The sequence below is a fragment of the Arthrobacter sp. 01T428 genome (genome assembly GCF_056398685.1).
The window spans coordinates 197721-215357 of sequence record NZ_JBFTPW010000001.1 but is presented as its reverse complement, the minus strand read 5'-3'; the positions used below and the strand labels follow the sequence as shown (position 1 = coordinate 215357).

The following is a 17637-nucleotide window of genomic DNA, read 5'->3' as shown; positions in this document are numbered from 1 at the left end:
CGAGGAGGACCTCCTCGCGGGTACCGTGGACGCCCCCAAACCTACTCCCGCCGTGCCCGCGTCAGCTCGGCCCGTGCAAACAGTTCGTCGTCAGAGGGATAGGCCACTTCCTCAAGCACCAAGGGGTGAGGCGCGGCAAGCACGGACTTGGCGTCCCTGACCCCCGCGAGCAAACGCTCGTGCAGCCACTCCGGACTTTCCAGGCCCTCCCCCACACGCAATGCGGATCCCACCAGCGCACGCACCATGTTGTGGCAAAACGCGTCGGCCTGGACATTGGCGAGCAGTACGCCGTCGCTGCCGCGGACGAACTCTAGCCGCTGCAGTTCGCGGATAGTGGTGGCTCCCTCACGGGGCTTGCAGTAGGCGCGGAAATCCTGGAGCCCGAGCAGCGTCGCGGCCCCCGCGTTCATCGCGGCCTCGTCCAACTCCGCCTTGTGCCAGAGGGTGAGCCTGCGCAAGACAGGATCCCAGCGTTCCGGCCCATCGGCGATCCGGTAGCTGTAGCGACGCCACAACGCTGAGAAGCGGGCGTCAAAACCGTCCGGCGCCAATCCGACGTCGTGCACTTCAATGGCGCCGGTTTCATCCTGAAGGACCCGGCTCAAGGCGCCGCGAAGCCTCCGCAACAACGCGGCAGCGGGGTCGATCTCGTGTCCCCTCGGCAGCCCGTCCCACTCGGCCTCGGACAGGTCAATGTGCGCCACTTGTCCCCGGGCGTGGACACCGGCGTCGGTCCGCCCCGCCACGGTGACCCGCACAGGGCGCCGCACGATCAGCGCCAACCCCTCCTCCAGCGATCCCTGCACGGTCCGGAGACCGGGCTGGAGCGCCCACCCGTTGAAAGGGCCGCCGTCGTACGAAAGATCCATCCGGACACGCAAAAACCCGCCGCCCCCCAAAACGGGGGCAGCGGGTTTTCGTTCGTTCATAGACTTAAGTCTACTGTGAGGAATTCAGTGAATTACTTCTTTTCCTCAGCGGCCGGAGCCTCTTCGGTTTCAGCAGCTTCAGCTTCAGGAGCCTCGGCTTCGGTCTCTGCGGCTTCGGTCTCAACGACCTCTTCCTCAGCAACCGGAGCGGTCTCTTCGGCGGCCGGAGCAGCCTTCTCAGCGTCCTTCTTGGCAGCGGCAGTTGCCTCGGCAACTACAGCCTGCTTCGGGGAAACCGGCTCAAGAACCAGCTCGATGACAGCCATGGGAGCGTTGTCGCCCTTGCGGTTGCCGATCTTGGTGATACGGGTGTAGCCACCATCGCGGTTGGCAACGGCGCCGGCGATGTCGGTGAACAGCTCGTGGACGATGCCCTTGTCGCTGATCAGGCCGAGTACGCGACGGCGGGAGGACAGGTCGCCGCGCTTGGCGAAGGTCACGAGGCGCTCTGCGTACGGCTTCAGGCGCTTGGCCTTGGTGACCGTAGTGGTGATGCGCTTGTGCTCGAACAGCGATGCTGCCAGGTTCGCGAGCATCAGGCGCTCGTGAGCCGGACCGCCTCCGAGGCGCGGACCCTTAGTGGGGGTAGGCATAGTAATTTCTCCTGTAATGAAGGCCGTCCGGGTCCGAACGTGGACTCGGTGGCCAAGATCTGCTTGTTAGAGCTCGTCGTCGCTGAAAGCGGCGTCGTCCTCTTCGATGGCTGCGGCGCGGGCTGCAAGATCGAAACCGGGAGGGGAATCCTTGAGGGACAGACCCAGTTCAACCAGCTTTGCCTTGACCTCATCGATGGACTTCGCACCGAAGTTACGAATGTCCATCAGGTCAGCCTCGGAGCGGGCAACGAGTTCACCCACGGTGTGGATGCCCTCACGCTTGAGGCAGTTGTAGGAACGGACGGTGAGGTCCAGATCCTCGATCGGCAGTGCCATGTCGGCTGCCAGGGCAGCGTCCGTCGGCGACGGGCCAATCTCGATACCTTCAGCTGCGGTGTTCAGCTCACGTGCAAGACCGAACAGTTCCACCAGGGTGGTGCCTGCCGAAGCAACGGCGTCGCGCGGGGCGATAGCCTGCTTGGTCTCGACGTCGACAATCAGCTTGTCGAAGTCAGTGCGCTGCTCAACACGGGTAGCTTCCACGCGGAAGGTAACCTTCAAGACCGGCGAGTAGATCGAGTCGACCGGAATACGGCCGATCTCGGAGTCGCCGGACTTGTTCTGAGCTGCCGAAACGTAGCCGCGGCCGCGTTCGATGGTCAGTTCGAGTTCGAACTTGCCCTTCGAGTTCAGCGTGGCAATGTGCAGATCCGGGTTGTGGAATTCGACGCCGGCCGGCGGAGCGATGTCCGCGGCCGTGACGACTCCGGGGCCCTGCTTGCGCAGGTATGCAACAACCGGCTCATCGTGCTCGGAGGACACGGAGAGGTTCTTGATGTTCAGGATGATCTCAGTGACATCTTCCTTGACACCCGGAACCGTGGTGAACTCGTGCAGCACGCCATCGATCCGGATGCTGGTTACAGCAGCACCGGGGATGGAGGAGAGCAGGGTACGGCGGAGGGAGTTTCCGAGGGTGTAACCGAAGCCCGGTTCCAGCGGTTCAATGATGAAACGCGAGCGGTTCTCGGAGACTACTTCTTCAGACAGAGTGGGGCGCTGTGCAATAAGCACTTAGGTTTCCTTTCGGCGAGCATCCGCTATATGACGCAACACAGGTGGTGGAAATCGGCTTGGTTCCGGCTTTGCCGGCCGGGCGCCACGGAACAGTCAGGCTGTTCCGTGGCGGACCCGGCCGGCAAGGCCAAGAATCCAATTAGACGCGGCGGCGCTTCGGCGGGCGGCAACCGTTGTGGGCGCTGGGGGTGACGTCCTGGATGGAGCCAACCTCGAGGCCAGCGGCCTGCAGCGAACGGATTGCGGTCTCGCGTCCGGATCCCGGTCCCTTGACGAACACGTCAACCTTGCGCAGACCGTGCTCCTGGGCGCGCTTTGCAGCAGCCTCGGCAGCCATCTGGGCGGCGAACGGGGTGGACTTGCGGGAGCCCTTGAATCCAACCTCACCGGCGGAAGCCCAGGAGATTACAGCACCGTTCGGGTCCGTGATGGACACGATGGTGTTGTTAAAGGTGCTCTTGATGTGCGCCTGGCCAAGCGCGATATTCTTCTTGTCCTTCTTACGCGGCTTGCGAACCGCGCCACGAGTCTTCGGGGGCATTATTTCTCCTACAGAAAGTTATCGGGGGAAAGTCGGCGCTATTTCTAGCGGCCGGCTTTCTTCTTGCCGGCGACGGTGCGCTTCGGGCCCTTGCGGGTACGAGCGTTGGTCTTCGTACGCTGACCGCGTACGGGCAGGCCCTTGCGGTGACGCAGGCCTTCGTAGCTGCCGATTTCAACCTTGCGGCGGATATCTGCTGCTACTTCGCGGCGAAGGTCACCCTCAACCTTGTAGTTGCCTTCAATGTAGTCACGCAGCTGAACCAGTTCGGCGTCAGTCAGGTCCTTGACGCGAACGTCAGCGCTGATGCCGGTGGCAGCCAGGGTTTCGTGTGCACGGGTCTTGCCCACGCCGTAGATGTAAGTAAGCGCAATTTCCAACCGCTTTTCGCGGGGAATGTCTACGCCAGCGAGACGAGCCATAGTGGCAGTACTCCTTGAATAAACCGGAGGTCGTAGGCAGTACACCCGCACTTTCAGTGCGGCCCCAGCCTCCGACCGGGGGTTAGCTGTCCGGGCTCCATACGTCCCAATTCAGCTTGTGCTGCCTTTATTTACTTGCGTGGGTTAGCAACCCAGGTTTGCCCTCGCGGGCGCTAGTTCCCTTGCGGGGAATTAGCCCTGGCGCTGCTTGTGGCGCGGGTTCTCGCAGATCACCATGACCCGGCCATTACGGCGGATCACTTTGCACTTGTCGCAGATCTGCTTAACGCTCGGCTTGACCTTCATGGCGTTCCTTTGCGTGTTGCAGTTGGTCGGCTGGAGCGGCAACTACCCGGGTTTCCCAAGGCTGCCGCCCAGCAATTACTTGTAGCGGTAGACGATGCGACCACGTGTGAGGTCGTAAGGGCTTAGCTCCACCACTACGCGGTCCTCAGGGAGAATCCTGATGTAGTGCTGTCGCATCTTCCCCGAGATATGTGCAAGAACGATGTGCTTGTTGGTGAGCTCAACGCGAAACATCGCATTGGGCAGCGCCTCAGTCACAACGCCCTCGATCTCAATGACCCCGTCCTTCTTGGCCATATCCTCCGCTAACTGTTGTTTGCCGCAGCCCTCCGGTTAGGCACCGGAAAATCTGCGGACGTTTTTTGTTTGTTTGACCGTCCGGCCCCTGCCACTCCACGAAGCAGGACTCGCGACCTGTTAAATGGGCGTGGCTGTGCAGACAACCAACAGACAACTCTACGCCAAGACGGCGCGAAAGTTAAATCCGCCCATGCTAGCGCAGACACCGGCACGGTGTCACGCTTCCCCTGGCCGCGGGACCCCCTTGGATCCCGCTAAACCGCGCCGTAGGCAGGGTAGGTGCCTGCCGCCGTCGTGATTGATTCCGCGGCCGCGACACCGTCGAGGACAGCCAGGCGGACGGCGTCGGCCGCCGCGCTTTGCAGGGTGATGAGCGAGACTTGCCGCGCTTGTTCCGAACTGCGGTCAAGCCCGACGGCGCCGGTCGCCAGCGCGAACACGGTGTCGCCGTCGGCGAGGGTATGGGAAGGACTCAACGCCCGGGCGAGGCCGGCGTGTGCGGCACTTGCGGTGCGCTTGCATTCTGCCGGGTCGAGGACGGCGTTGGTGGCGACGACGACGAGCGTGGTGTTCAGTGCCGGGGGCCTCGGTTCGGAGGTGCCGGCTTCCGCCTGCGGGGACGATATGCCGAAAGGCATCCCGAGCGCGTTGACCACTGCGAGCGCACCCACCACCACGCCGCTGTCCAGGGTGATGGACGAGGTGCCCACTCCCCCCTTGAACGCGCCGCGGCCGATCACGGCACCAGTGCCGGCACCGACGTTTCCGCGCCCGACGTCGGCGTGCTCGCTTGAAGCCGCAGCCGCGCCTGCCGCTTCGTATCCCATGGCTTCGTCGGGGCGGGCGGCGAAGTCACCGCCGCGACCCAGGTCGAAGATCGCGGCGGCCGGAACGATCGGTACCACTCCCCCCGGCACTGCGAAGCCGCGTCTTTGTTCTTCGCACCATCGCTGGGCACCGTGGGCCGTGACCAAACCGAAGGCGCTCCCGCCGGTGAGCACGACCGCGTCGACCGTGGGCACCAGGGTGGTGGGATCGAGGGCGTCCGTCTCGTGCGTGCCCGGCCCGCCGCCGCGCACATCCACGGAACCCACAGTCCCGGGCGGCGGAAGGACAACGGTCACCCCGCTGAGCCAGCCGTCGCCGATCCGCTGGACATGTCCCACCCGGATTCCCGGCACATCAGTGATCTTGGAAGTCATGGGCCTATTCTGCTCCTCCCCACCCAACTGACTGGCAGTTAATGTCATTCTGAAGCGTCTAAACGACAACAACTGCGAGGCAGTTGGGTGCGACAGCGCAGTCGTGCCTACACCGCGGCTCCGATCCGGGACAGTGCGTCCCTCAGGGATTTCGCCGAGACGTCGATGAAGTGCGCACCGTCGTACGTTGCCGCGCGCAAGTCGCTGATCCGCGGCGCCTCGCCCCTTTCCGTCCGTTCCGCGTACTCGGCAGCCATGCCCCGGATGCTGGCCACTTCGTCCTGATCAAGGTCAGGGTGCATGGCAATCCATTCAGGATCGTCGAGGCCGATCGGCAAATGCAGGGTGGGACCTGCGTTCTCGATCGAGAGCGGCAGGTCCGGGTTCTCGGCGTGCAGGATGCCGAGCACCGCGTCCCAATCGATCGAGCCCTGGCCGATCGGCGCGAAGACCCTGCCAAAGACGCCGTCCTGTTCACCGAGGACAAAATCCCGCAAGTGCGTGGCCCGGGTGTACGGTGCAACGCGACGCGCAGCAGCCACAGGGTCTTCCCCTCGCACCACCACGTTGGCGGTGTCGAAAGTGACCCCGAGGACATCCGGCCCCACGGCTTCCACCAGGCGGACGATTTCATAGCTCGTGATCTCTTCGTGTGTCTCGATGTTCATGTGCACGCCGTGGTCCCGGGCCACCGGGGCAAGGAGCCGCAGGAACTTCTCGATCGCCACGATCTGGTCGGCCCACGGCGCGTCTGTCCGGAAGCGGTCGAAAACGTAGTAGCCCGGCATGCCGCGCTGGTAGTTGGCACACGCCACCCACAAGTCCGTCACGCCTGCGGCTTCATGCGCGGCCTCGATCATCTTGATCATGCCGCGCGTGTAGTCGCCATCGCCGAGCCTGCGGACGTGCGGAGCTTCAGCCGTCGCGTACGGGTTGACCTTCGCGAGGCCCATTTGGAGGTAGAGGTTGAGTGAATCCGCGCAGTCCCGGACCTCTGCGAGCAAGCCGCGGTCCAGGGTTGGGGAGACGTCCATGACGCTGCGGAAGTACACTCCTTCCATCCCCATGCCGTGCGCCCGTTCGAGGATACGGATCGCCGAGTCGTCCGCGTCGTGGGGGATTTTGCTTCCATCGACACCAATTCGCATTTCGCGTCCTTAGCTAGTTCTTCGTGTTGTCTTGTCCGCCGCGGGTGCTCTCCGGAGCCCAGGGCGGTATCCAGGGAGCTAGCCCCTACCGTCCCCAGTTGTAGAAGGTGGTTGACGAGGCGTAGTCGAAGGCCTTCACCGAGTGGGCCAGCACCGCCGTGAATTGCGCACGGTAGAGGATGATGGTGGGCGAACTGGCCCGCCACGCGTCCACCAGCGCGTTGATGTAGGGCTGCTGCGACTGGAGATCCGGGGCGTTGTCCAGCTTCTTCATGAGGTCCGGCGTCCCTGGGATACAGATGTGCTGGTTGTTGAAGCTGCTGCCACAGGTCATCTTCTTGCGGAGTTCGTAGGCAGCCACCGCGCCGGCGCTCTCGAACAGCAGCGCAGACTGGTACTTGCCCGTGTTGAACTTCGTGGCGAAGGCCGTGGGCGTCTGCGAATCGATGTTGACCGTGACGCCTATGTCCTCCCACGAGGCTTTCAGGATCGTCGCAAGCGTGGAGACCCCCGGCGATGTCGGGTTGATCATGAGGTCGATCTGGGGGTTCACCAGCCCGGACTCCTTGACCAAGGCCCGTGCCCGGTCCTTGTCGAGGGGGCGGGCGGCCGAGCGTTGCGGGTCGAATCCCGGTGTTCCTGGAACGAAGGGGCCGTAGTAGCTGTCCGCGTAGCCGTAAGCCACGCTGGCCTTGATCTGCTCATAGGGCACCGCGTACGTCAGCGCTTCGCGCAATTTCGGATTCGAGGTCACGCCGGAGGAATTGTCGAAGGACACCGTGACCGGGGCAAAAGCGGGGGCCGCGGTGACCGTGCAGCAGTCGTTCTGGCTTAGTTCGTGAACAACGTATGGTGGCAGCCCCAGGGTCACATCCGCCTCGCCCCGGCGTGCCTGCAGCATCAGGGTGGGGATCGAGGTGATGAAGTTGACGCGGACCACCGGTTCCTTGGCGGCTTGGCCGTAATAGTTGGGATTGCGTTTGAGCACCGCGTAGTTGTTGGTCACGTACTCGTCCAAGACATAGGGGCCGCTGCTGCTGGCGGTATGCGCGGCCAACCACTGATTGGGCACGCCCTTCTTGTCCTCGCCGTGGTCCTTGATGACTTTCGGGTCATAGATCGATCCGCGGCTCTGCGCCAACGTCACCAGGATTGCGGGGTAGGCACGTGACAGTTCGAGCCGGACATTCTGGGCGTCCACTACGACGACGCTGCTGATCAGGGGCGGGTCCGTCAGGCCGATTTGCAGGCCGAGGGATCCGCAGCCACCGATGGTGAGGTTCCGCATGATCGAGTACCGGACGGCCTCGGCATCCAAAGGGTTGCCGTTGGCGAACTTGGCTCCCGGTTGCAAGGAGAAGGTGTAAGCCTTCCCGTCGGGGGAAACCGTCCAGGTGGTGGCCAAGTCCCCCTTGACCCGGGCAGGGTCCGTGTTGGCCACGAGCGTTCCGTCGGGCTGTTGATCCTCGTCGAGCTTGACGAGCCGGGCGTAAAAGTTGCTGGCGAAGCTGTTCTCATTGCCGGCGCACACGAATGCAGGATCAATGTTGGTCAGCGTCGTGGCCCAGTTCACGGTGAAGGGCCGGCTGCTCGGGGCGGACGAAGCGGCCGGACTGGCACAGCCCGCCAGGGCGAGCAGACCCGCGGCGGCGAGGAACGCCGTCGTCCTCTTCGTCAGGCTACGCAGGGAGGGCAAGGTCCTCATTTCACTTTCCTTCCACGGCTACGGCCGTACCGGCCGCCGCAAGGGCCTTGGCCCGACGGCGAGCGCCCGGGACCGCGTCCAGCAGCGCACGGGTATAGGGGTGGGTGGTGTTGTCGAAAACGTCCTCTGAGGTTCCGGCTTCCACGATCTGTCCCGAGTTCATGACGGCGATGTGATGGCTCATGAGCCGCGCCACGGCCAAGTCATGGACGATGAACAAGTAGGTCAACCCCAACTCGTCCTGGAGATCGCTCAGGAGATTGAGGACCTGGGCCTGGATCGAGACGTCCAGCGCGCTCACCGGTTCGTCGAGGACTACGAGGTCCGGATTGAGGACCAGTGCCCGTGCAATCGCAATCCGCTGGCGTTGACCGCCGGAAAACGCGAACGGATAGCGCTGTGCCTGCTTAAGGGTGATCCCGACGCGGTCAAGCACTTCCTCGACCCGGCGCGAGCGCTCCGCCGAGTCCGAGACTCCGTGGATGACCAGCGGCTCTTCCACGAGGTCGGCAACCGTGAAGCGCGGGTCGAGTGATCCGTTGGGATCCTGGAACACCATCTGGATGCGTTTGCGCATCCGCCGCATCTCCGGCTTCGACAAGGAGGTGAGGTCCACGCCGTCGAACTCGATCAGTCCGCTGTCCACCGCGGTCAGGCCCATGACGCACGCAGCCGTGGTGGACTTGCCGCTGCCCGATTCCCCCACGAGCCCCAGTGTTTCTCCGCGTCGTAGTTCGAAGGAGACATCCCGCAGGATCTGGGTCCTGTTCCTGGAACCGACACCCCTGCCGTAGGACTTGTTGAGGTTCGCCACCCGCAAGAGCGGGGCTGTGGCTGCGTTGCTCATGCTGGATCTCCTGGGGTATCGCTCGCGAAGTGGCAGCGGACGACGGCGCCGCCCGCCAAGGTGCGCGCCTCGGGCCGTTCCGTTGCGCACCGTAGTTCGTCCCGGCCGATCGGGCATCGGGACACAAACGGGCATCCGGGCTCATCGGCCGAAAGGTCCGGGGGCGAGCCGGGGATGGCCGGCAACGCGCCGCGCTTGGCCGTAGCGGGGTCGATGACGCAGTCCAGCAACGCTTTCGAGTACGGGTGGGCCGGCGTGCCGAAAAGTGACCGGGTGCTGCTCGATTCGACGAACCGTCCCGCGTACATGACGTTGACGCTGTCGCAGAGTTCTTCCACGATCCCCAGGTTGTGGGTGATCATCACCAACGCGTTGCCGCGTTCGTCGCAGATTTTGGCCAGGAGGTCCAGGACTTGTGCCTGCGTGGTGACGTCCAGGGCCGTGGTCGGTTCGTCGGCGATGACCACGGCGGGATCGTTGGCGATGGCCATGGCAATGAGCACGCGCTGCCTCATGCCCCCGGAGTACTGGTGGGGGTAGTCGGCGATCCTCCGTTCCGGATCGTTGACGCCCACCTCGGCGAGGAGTTCGCAGGCCATCCGCCGGGCCACCTTGACTGAGACGTCCTGGTGCACCCGGATGGTTTCCACGAACTGGGTTCCGATGGTCTTGAGGGGATCCAGGGCAGCCATCGGGTCCTGGAATACCAGGCCGATGTCCCGCCCCCGGATCTTGGATATCCCGGCGTCGTCAAGGCCCACGAGCTCTGTCCCGTGGAGCTTGACGCTGCCGCCCACAATGCGGCCCGGTGGCGGAACGAGCCCCACGAGGGACATGGCGAGGGCGGATTTCCCGGAACCCGATTCGCCGACGATCGCCAATCGCTGCCGTTTGTAGAGGTCGAAGGACACGTCCCGCACCGCGTGGACGGTTCCCGAGGAAGTGTCGAAATTGGTTGTTAGTCCTTTGACGCTCAGGACGGGCGCCTGGCCCGGGATCCCGTCGCTGGCAATGCTTCGGGAAGGAAAGGGAAGTGCGTTGATGTGCGACATTAGCGGGCTCCTACTCGGGTGCGGGGATCTGCCGCGGTCATGACGAGGTCCGAGACGAGGCTGACTACCACGTAGAGGATGGCGGCCAAAAGGAGTACCGCCTGGACCACGGCAAAGTCCTTCTGGATGATGGCGTCGGCGGTCATGGAACCTATGCCCGGCCATCCGAAAACTTTCTCGACCAGCAGGCTTCCAGCCAGGAGATCGGCGAACAACAGCGAAGCAGCCGGTAACAGTGCCAACAGCCCGTGCGGGGCCACGTGGCGCGAGTAGACCGGGAACCTGCGGAGGCCATGGCTCTGGGCGACTGTGACGAAGGTTTCCCGCAGCGTGCCACGAAGCTGGTTCCGGTACAGCCGGCTGAGGAAGGCGAACGGACCCAAGGCGATAATCGTTGCGGGCAGGATCAGGTGCCAGCTCGCATTGGCGAAAGTCCCCCACTGTCCCGCAAGCAGGGCGTCCACCGTAAACATGCCGGTGACGTTCGTCGGACGGAGCATCCCGGGTGACAGCCGGCCTTCAGGACCCGGGAATATCCCGAGCTGGATCGAGAGAACCAGCAAGGCAAGCAGGGCGATCCAGAAGGGTGGCGATCCCATGGCCAGGGAGGAAGCGATGCGAAGAAACCGGTCCGGCCAGCGGCGTCGTGAGTAGACAGCGATGCTCGCGGCGAGGACCGCCGCCACAATGGCAATGACTACTGACAGCAGCCCCAGTTCGATCGTCGCCGGCAGCCGTTGGGCAAGGAGGCTACCGACGCTGTTGCCGGTGCTGTAAGAGAAGCCGAAGTCACCGCGGAGGAGCGAGCCCATGTAGTTCCCGTACTGGACGAAGAGGTTGTCATCCAGTCCCATGGACTTCCGCAGCGCCGCGATGGCGTCGTCGGTGGCCGCATCGCCGGCAATGGCCCGGGCCGGGTCACCGGGAACCTTGCGGAGGAGGATGAAGGCGAAGATCGAAGCCCCGAAGACCGTGGCCAGTGCTATGCCGAGCCGTTTGAAAATGGTGCTAATCATCGAAAAAGCCTCATTTCGCCTGGATGAATTCGCCGCGTGGATCCAGGACTTCCCGGGCCCTGTCCGCGATCATGGTGGTCAGGCTGACGGCAAGGAGCAGGCCCAGGCCGGGGAAGCCCGCGATCCACCATTGACCCGTCAGGAAGAATTGCTGGCCATCGGTGATCATTTCTCCCCATTCGGCCGTCGGAGGTTGAGCGCCGAGGCCCAGGTAACCGAGGGCAGCCAGGGAGAGCACCGACGCACCGAAGACGGCGGCCATCTGCAGGATCATGATCGGGACCAGGTGCGGGAAAACGTGGCGGAACAGCACGCGGGCGGGGTGTGCTCCGAGTGCGACCGTGGAGCGAACGAAGTCCTGGCCGTACAAGCGCATCACCTCCCCGCGAAGCGTCCGCATGTACCAGGGGAACGAGTGCAGCGAAAGCCCGATGACCACCGCCGTGACTCCCGGCTGCAGTGCCATCGCGATCGCCATCGCCAGAAGGATGGCAGGGAAGCAGAGGATGGAGTTGGTCAGCCAGGTAAAGAGCGTGTCTACCCAGCCGCGCATCGATCCCGCCAAAAGGGCAGCGATACACCCGGCGACCGCGCCGATCAGTGCAATGGTCAGACCGGCCAGGATCGACGTCCGCCCACCCGCCAGGACCCGGGCCAACACGTCCCGCCCGGTGTCGTCCGTGCCCATAGGGTGTCCCAGGCTTGGAGACTGCAGGACGGCGCCGAGGTTGATGGCATCGGGTTGCACGCGCCAGACCAAGGGGCCAATCAAGGTGGCCACAATGAGGGCGGCCAGGAACGACAAGGTCATGGTCAATGCCCTGTCCCGACGAAGGAAGCTCCTGAAGGGTCTCCTTCTGACCGGGACAACGATCTGTGGGGCGGCAATGGCTGTCATGAGAGTCCTTCCTCTCCGGAAAGGATCGTGGCCGGCTTCTTCACGCCGGCACCCATTGATGTGAGGATCGTCCGCACAGTGGCGGCACTGTGGAGCAGTTGACGACGGCGCTCGGCGGGGGCGGGCTCGTCGTCCCAGTCGGCGAGCGCCGGGATACGCCCGCGCGCCACGCCGTCGTGCGTTGCAACACCGAGCCGGGCCAACTGGCCCAGCCCCGCGGCGTCGAGGTGTGGTTCGTGGGTGAACCACGAACGGTCGAAAACCGGAGCGTCGAACTTTCCCCGGTGCTGTTCCAGGGTGAAGTCGCGCACCCCGGCGCGGAGAAGGTGGCCGAGTATCGCTTCCCAGTCGAAAACTCCTTCGCCCACCGCCCGCAGGCGACGTCGGTACCCGTGCGGCAGCGGGAACAGGACCGCGTCCTCCAAATGCGTCATCCGGACCTGCGGCCCGAGCGCCCGGGCCGCATCGACAGGATCCTCTCCACGAACCACCAGGTTGGCCACATCGAATCCGATTCCGAAGACTGCGGGGTCCAAGGACTGGACCAATGCGTGCACTTCAGGTGAAGCCAGGTCTTCATGGGTCTTGACGTTGATGTGGACCCTGGCGTCACGTGCTGTGGACGCAAGCGTCTCGAGGTTCGCCCGGATGAGCCGGAGCTGGGCAGGGTGGTCGAGGAACCTGCCTTGTTCCGAGGCACCTTCGCGAACTGACCGGGTGTAAACAAAGAACTCAGTGACGCCTAGTTCCAGGCCGCGAACCAGGGTCCTGTTCAGTCCGGCCCGAACCATGGCGGGATCATCGAACGGCCCTGCGCAGCCCAAGCCCAGCTGGAGTTCGACGCCGGCATGCCGGGCTTCCTCTGCAACCTCGTTCAGTTCTCCGGCCTTGTTCGGTTGGCCGGGCGCTTCGCTCGAAAGTTCCGCAGAGATGCTGTTGAGCACCACCAGGGTGAAGCCGTCGTCCAAGGCGGCCCGAAGCGATTCCACCAGTGGCCGGTCTTCGTGGCCAGGGTAGCGGGTGAACTGGACTCCCAGCCGCGTCTCCGGCAGCTCGCCGGCGCCGAGGGCCCGTGAATCAGGTAGCACGTGTGTGATCTGGGTCATGTTTGCCAAGATACACTCGTAAGACGTCTTACGAAAGGGTGGATTTTTCGAGCCCCATATGAGACGCTTCGTTGACGGAAGTGGATCGGCGAATTGCCTAGCAAGGAGGGCACCATGACGGTGAATGGCCGGCGCAGCGTCGTCGACGATGCGATCGATGACATCCGCCTGCGGATCCGGGAGGGCGAATGGGGCCTCGGAGACCGTATTCCGCCAGAGCCGGAGCTCGGAAAGGCCTTGGGCCTCAGCCGGGCACCCCTCCGGGAAGCCCTCCGCGCGTTGGTACACGCGGGACTCCTCGTGACACGGCAAGGTGACGGAACCTTTGTCGCCGCCGTGGACGAGCAAGAAGTCGCCCTCCGCAAAGGCCTCCAGGGAGCGGACCGGCTCGAAGCCATCGAAGTCCGCCGCAGCCTTGACATTCCTGCCGCCGCCCTCGCTGCACAGCGTCGTGACCAAGAGGACTTGGACAAGCTCCAGGACGCGCTCGATCGACGCCGCGCCGCCGCGGAAGCCCACGACGAGGACGGATTCCGGCTGGCAGACATCGACTTCCACCGGGCCGTGGTGGGCGCCGCGCACAACCAGCTCCTGGCTGGCATCTATGGTTCCCTCGCGGAGAGCATCGACGGTTCGTGGACATCGCCCGAGGGCCTGAACCGTGCTGCCCACGCCGAGCACGATAGCCATGACGAGCTTTTTGACGCCATCCGCGACCGCTCCACACAGGACGCCATGCTGGTGGCTGGAGCGATCCTGGACAACCAGGCTTCGGATTTGGAAGGCAAGCCCGTCGGCTCCACCGGGTCCTAGGATCTCCGAACCTCGACAACACCATCAAGGAGAGCCGTGATCACGCGCATCAAGGCCGCCTTCATCATTGGCTATGCCGACGGCGACCACTGCATCCTGCCCGACGCGGAGCTGGTCCACGAGGACGGAACCATTGTCTTCGTGGGCCGGGACTACCCTGGGAAAGTGGACATTGACATCGACGCCGGGGAGGCAATCGTGTCCCCCGGATTCATTGACTTGAACGCCCTCGCAGATATCGACCACGCCCTTTTCGATTCCTGGCCGGATCCCGGCCGGCGGCTCGGCCTCGTCTGGTCCGAGTCCTACCTGGGGGACCACGGAGCCGTGTTCACCCGCGAGCAGGCACGGTTCCGACGCGAGTTCGCCCTGTCCCAATTGGTCCGCAACGGCATCACCACGCTCATGCCCATTGCGTCCGAGAGCTACCACGAATGGTGCGAGGACTATGAGGACCTTGCCGACACGGCCGCCGCCGTGGAGGACCTCGGCGTCCGGGCCTACCTGGGGCCGAGCTACCGTACGGCAGTCCCCTATACGGACGGCAAGCGGGTGATGCTCCATGAGGACGAACGGCGCGGCCTCGACGGCCTCGACCAAGCCGTTCGCTTCGCCCAGGACTACGAAGGGCGGGCCCATGGTTTGATCCGGGCGGCATTGCTACCGGCCCGGATCGAAACGCAGACCGAACAGACCCTCCGCCTCACCCGGCAAGCCGCCGATGAGCTCAAGGTCCCCGTGCGCCTGCACGCCGCCCAGGGGCTCTTCGAGGTCGAGACGATGATCGCCCGCACGGGACGGCGTCCACTCCCTTACCTGGCCGATCTCGGTTTCCTCGCGGAACGCACCTACATCCCCCACGCCTGGGCCATCCCCGGGCACCCGCACATGCCTGCCTCCGCAGGCACCGGGGACGATCTGGCGCTGCTCGCCGGGTCCGGAACGTCGGTCCTGCTCTGCCCCATCCCCATGGCACATTACGGCGGGATGCTCGACAACTATGACTCCTACCGCGACCGCGGGGTGCGGATCGTACTGGGCACCGACTCAGCCCCGCCCAACATGATCCGGGCCATGGACCTGGCGATGGGGATGACCAAGACCCTCACCGGGGACCGCTCAAGCGCCCAGGCCGCAGACCTGTTCCGCTCGGCCACCCTGGACCCCGCCGAGTCCCTCGGCCGTTCCGATCTGGGCCGGCTGGCACCTGGAGCGCAGGCCGACTACTTCGTCCTGGACCTGAGCAGCAGCCATATTGGTCCGTACGCCGACCCCATCCGCACACTCATCATGAACTCGGACGGACGGGACATCACGCGGGTAGTGGTGGCCGGCCGCACCATTGTGGACCGGGGCGAAATCGTCACCGTGGACACCAGCGACTACCGGGAACGTGCCCAGGCATTCCTGAACCAGTACATTGCCTCGCTGAGCGACTCGGATTACGCCCGCCGCCCCATCCACGAGCTCCTTCCGCCGAGCTTTCCCCTGCGCTGAACCCGCGCAGCGCGCAGGACCTTCGGCGGCCTGGGAACAAACGGTAGTCGTGCCTCGAATGTAAACACGGCCCCATCCGCCACGAAACATCGAGTGAACGAGCGCAGAAGGCTTGTCCAACAATCCCGCGAACGCCCCCTTTTGTGACTTGACAGGTGTTTGCGTGTGGTGAGGTAAAAACTAGCCGCCCCCTTGACCCACCAGTCCGAGTCCGGCGCGCCCCGATATCTGCGAACCGTTAGAGACCCCCATGACAACACAACTGACTGGCAGCCCCGCGGCCACCGCGCAGGCTGTCCCGGCCCCTCAGCGCCGGGGACGCTGGTCCGGCCGAACCCGACGCGACTTCTTCGTATTCCTGGCATTGGCATTGCCGAACTTGGCGCTGATCGCGGTGTTCACGTATCTGCCCCTCATCAACAACATGTATTACTCGACCCTTGACTGGACCCTGGGCTCCACCTCGGCCACCGTCGTTGGCCTCGACAACTACGTCACCTTCTTCACCAGCTCCGACGCCCCGCAAGTACTCGGCACCACGCTCATCTTCACCGTGGTCACCGTCGGTGGCTCCATGGTGCTGGGCCTCTTGGTGGCCCTGGCCTTGAACGCGAAGGTCCGCGGCACCACATTTGCGCGCTCTGCCGTCTTCGCCCCCTACGTCCTCAGTGGAGTGGGCGTCGGCCTCGTATGGCTGTTCATCTTCGATCCCGGATACGGCGTGCTGTCCTGGCTGCTCCGCGGCATCGGCCAGCAAAGTCCCCAGTGGATCAACGATCCGCAACTCTCCCTCGCGATGGTCATCATCGTCTACGTCTGGAAGAACCTGGGCTACTGCGCGGTCGTGTACCTCGCCGGGCTCCAATCGCTCCCGAAGGACGTCATGGAGGCCGCTTCCCTGGACGGAGCCAACGGGTTCCGCCGCTTCATGAGCATTTCCGTTCCCCTGCTCTCGCCCACCACGTTCTTCCTGCTCATCACCACGATGATCAGCTCACTTCAGGCCTTCGACCTGATCCGCATCATGACGCCGCTGGGCAACGGCACCAGCACCCTGATCTACGAGGCCTATCTGCAGGCCTTTGGCGCCTACAACCGAGCCGGCTACTCCGCCGCCATTTCAGTGGTGCTGTTCGCCATCCTGCTCATCATCACCGTGCTCCAGTTGCGGTTCGTCGAACGGAAGGTGCACTACTCATGAGCACGCTCTCCCCCGTCAGCCCCAACCCCGCGAGCGGCGTCGGGACCCTTAAAGCTCCCGACGGCGGTCCGGACCTGCCGGCGCAGCGCGACAAGCCGTTCTCCCGCGCGAACCTCATCCAGACGCTGGCAGGCGGCTACATCCCGCTGATCGTGGCCACCCTCGTGGTAGTCCTGCCGCTGTTGTGGATGCTGCTGAGTTCCTTCAAGCAGCCCGGCGAGATCGTCACCACGGATCTCAAGATACTCCCGCAGGGCCTGAACCTGGAGAACTACCACACGGCCATGACCACTGTGCCGTTCGCACAGTTCTTCCTGAACAGCCTGATCGTCACCACGGTCGGCTCCACAGTCAAGGTGATCCTGGCGATCCTGACGGCCTACGCCCTGGTTTTTGTCCGTTTCCCGTTCAAGAACGTCATCTTCGTCGTGATCCTCGTGGCCCTGATGGTGCCGCCGCAGGTGTCGATCCTCCCCAACTACATCCTGATCGCAGGGATCGGCGGGAAGAACACCCTGTGGGGAATCATTCTCCCGGGACTCGGCACGGCCTTCGGAACCTTCCTCCTTCGCCAGCATTTCAAGACCCTTCCGGGGTCCATCCTCGAAGCGGCGGAAATCGACGGTGCGGGCCATTGGCGCAGGCTCTGGCAAGTGGTTGTCCCCGTTTCGCTCCCCTCGATCGCCACCGTTGCCCTCGTCACAGTCGTCAGCGAATGGAACGACTACATCTGGCCCCTGATCATCACGGACCGCCCGGAAACCATGACCCTCCCGGTCGGCCTGACTCTCCTTCAAAACTCCGAGGGAAACGGCGCAGGCTGGGGGATCTTGATGGCAGGAGCTGTCCTGGTGATCATTCCCATCCTCCTGGTCTTCGCAGCGTTGCAACGCTACATCGTTGCCGGGCTCACCCAGGGCAGCGTCACCGGCTAACAGCACAGCACGTCCACACAACCCCATCACCACCTTTGCATCC

19 protein-coding genes are annotated in these 17637 nt (G+C 64.0%); 4 read left to right on the top strand and 15 right to left on the bottom strand.

Annotated elements, in window-relative coordinates:
• Positions 1 to 41: 41 nt before the first annotated feature.
• The 15 genes from AC1DJB_RS01035 to AC1DJB_RS00965 form a co-directional block, all read right to left on the bottom strand.
• Positions 42 to 932: a tRNA pseudouridine synthase A gene (locus AC1DJB_RS01035; protein WP_306958961.1), complete on the bottom strand. Its 891-nt coding sequence runs from the start codon at positions 930 to 932 to the stop codon at positions 42 to 44.
• Between the two features lie 32 nt (positions 933 to 964).
• Positions 965 to 1525 carry a 50S ribosomal protein L17 gene (gene rplQ / locus AC1DJB_RS01030; protein WP_284991839.1) on the bottom strand — a complete coding sequence of 187 codons (561 nt, stop codon included), beginning with the start codon at positions 1523 to 1525 and terminating at the stop codon, positions 965 to 967.
• Between the two features lie 66 nt (positions 1526 to 1591).
• A complete protein-coding gene (locus tag AC1DJB_RS01025) occupies positions 1592 to 2602 on the bottom strand; it encodes a DNA-directed RNA polymerase subunit alpha (RefSeq protein ID WP_011692778.1) in 1011 nt (336 codons plus the stop codon).
• Between the two features lie 142 nt (positions 2603 to 2744).
• Positions 2745 to 3146, bottom strand: a complete 402-nt coding sequence (rpsK, locus tag AC1DJB_RS01020) for a 30S ribosomal protein S11 (protein ID WP_028265083.1) — start codon at positions 3144 to 3146, stop codon at positions 2745 to 2747.
• Positions 3147 to 3190: 44 nt separating this feature from the next.
• Positions 3191 to 3568, bottom strand: a complete 378-nt coding sequence (rpsM, locus tag AC1DJB_RS01015) for a 30S ribosomal protein S13 (RefSeq protein WP_011775569.1) — start codon at positions 3566 to 3568, stop codon at positions 3191 to 3193.
• A 192-nt stretch (positions 3569 to 3760) separates the two neighbouring features.
• Positions 3761 to 3874, bottom strand: coding sequence for a 50S ribosomal protein L36 (gene rpmJ, locus AC1DJB_RS01010; RefSeq protein ID WP_011775570.1), 114 nt, complete (start codon positions 3872 to 3874; stop codon positions 3761 to 3763).
• Positions 3875 to 3949: 75 nt separating this feature from the next.
• A complete protein-coding gene (gene infA / locus AC1DJB_RS01005; protein ID WP_009358723.1) occupies positions 3950 to 4171 on the bottom strand; it encodes a translation initiation factor IF-1 in 222 nt (73 codons plus the stop codon).
• Positions 4172 to 4428: 257 nt separating this feature from the next.
• On the bottom strand, positions 4429 to 5376 hold the full coding sequence (locus AC1DJB_RS01000; RefSeq protein WP_441432571.1) for a P1 family peptidase: 948 nt from the start codon (positions 5374 to 5376) through the stop codon (positions 4429 to 4431).
• 107 nt (positions 5377 to 5483) lie between these two features.
• Positions 5484 to 6524: a sugar phosphate isomerase/epimerase family protein gene (locus tag AC1DJB_RS00995; RefSeq protein ID WP_441432572.1), complete on the bottom strand. Its 1041-nt coding sequence runs from the start codon at positions 6522 to 6524 to the stop codon at positions 5484 to 5486.
• A gap of 85 nt (positions 6525 to 6609) precedes the next feature.
• Positions 6610 to 8229, bottom strand: a complete 1620-nt coding sequence (locus AC1DJB_RS00990; protein WP_441432573.1) for an ABC transporter substrate-binding protein — start codon at positions 8227 to 8229, stop codon at positions 6610 to 6612.
• 1 nt (position 8230) lies between these two features.
• Complete coding sequence (locus AC1DJB_RS00985; RefSeq protein ID WP_306958966.1) at positions 8231 to 9076, bottom strand: ATP-binding cassette domain-containing protein; 846 nt, start codon at positions 9074 to 9076, stop codon at positions 8231 to 8233.
• Positions 9073 to 10128, bottom strand: coding sequence for an ABC transporter ATP-binding protein (locus tag AC1DJB_RS00980; protein ID WP_441432574.1), 1056 nt, complete (start codon positions 10126 to 10128; stop codon positions 9073 to 9075). Before AC1DJB_RS00980 ends, AC1DJB_RS00985 begins: the two co-directional genes overlap by 4 nt.
• On the bottom strand, positions 10128 to 11144 hold the full coding sequence (locus AC1DJB_RS00975) for an ABC transporter permease (protein WP_441432575.1): 1017 nt from the start codon (positions 11142 to 11144) through the stop codon (positions 10128 to 10130). Before AC1DJB_RS00975 ends, AC1DJB_RS00980 begins: the two co-directional genes overlap by 1 nt.
• Before the next feature lie 10 nt (positions 11145 to 11154).
• Entirely contained in the window at positions 11155 to 12042 is an 888-nt protein-coding gene (locus tag AC1DJB_RS00970; protein ID WP_084784298.1) for an ABC transporter permease, read from the bottom strand.
• The gene (locus AC1DJB_RS00965) at positions 12039 to 13148 is read right to left on the bottom strand and encodes a sugar phosphate isomerase/epimerase family protein (protein ID WP_441432576.1); all 1110 of its coding nucleotides are present in this window, start codon (positions 13146 to 13148) and stop codon (positions 12039 to 12041) included. The genes AC1DJB_RS00970 and AC1DJB_RS00965 overlap by 4 nt, the downstream gene beginning before the upstream one ends.
• A 114-nt stretch (positions 13149 to 13262) precedes the next feature.
• On the opposite strand from AC1DJB_RS00965, the gene AC1DJB_RS00960 reads away from it, so the two are divergent.
• The 4 genes from AC1DJB_RS00960 to AC1DJB_RS00945 all read left to right on the top strand — a co-directional run bounded on the left by AC1DJB_RS00960 (position 13263) and on the right by AC1DJB_RS00945 (position 17594).
• The gene (locus AC1DJB_RS00960) at positions 13263 to 13961 is read left to right on the top strand and encodes a FadR/GntR family transcriptional regulator (protein WP_306958969.1); all 699 of its coding nucleotides are present in this window, start codon (positions 13263 to 13265) and stop codon (positions 13959 to 13961) included.
• Positions 13962 to 13997: 36 nt separating this feature from the next.
• On the top strand, positions 13998 to 15458 hold the full coding sequence (locus AC1DJB_RS00955; RefSeq protein ID WP_332602046.1) for a chlorohydrolase family protein: 1461 nt from the start codon (positions 13998 to 14000) through the stop codon (positions 15456 to 15458).
• A 250-nt stretch (positions 15459 to 15708) separates the two neighbouring features.
• A complete protein-coding gene (locus tag AC1DJB_RS00950; protein WP_306958971.1) occupies positions 15709 to 16659 on the top strand; it encodes a carbohydrate ABC transporter permease in 951 nt (316 codons plus the stop codon).
• Positions 16656 to 17594, top strand: coding sequence for a carbohydrate ABC transporter permease (locus AC1DJB_RS00945; RefSeq protein WP_307052495.1), 939 nt, complete (start codon positions 16656 to 16658; stop codon positions 17592 to 17594). Before AC1DJB_RS00950 ends, AC1DJB_RS00945 begins: the two co-directional genes overlap by 4 nt.
• Positions 17595 to 17637 lie beyond the last annotated feature (43 nt).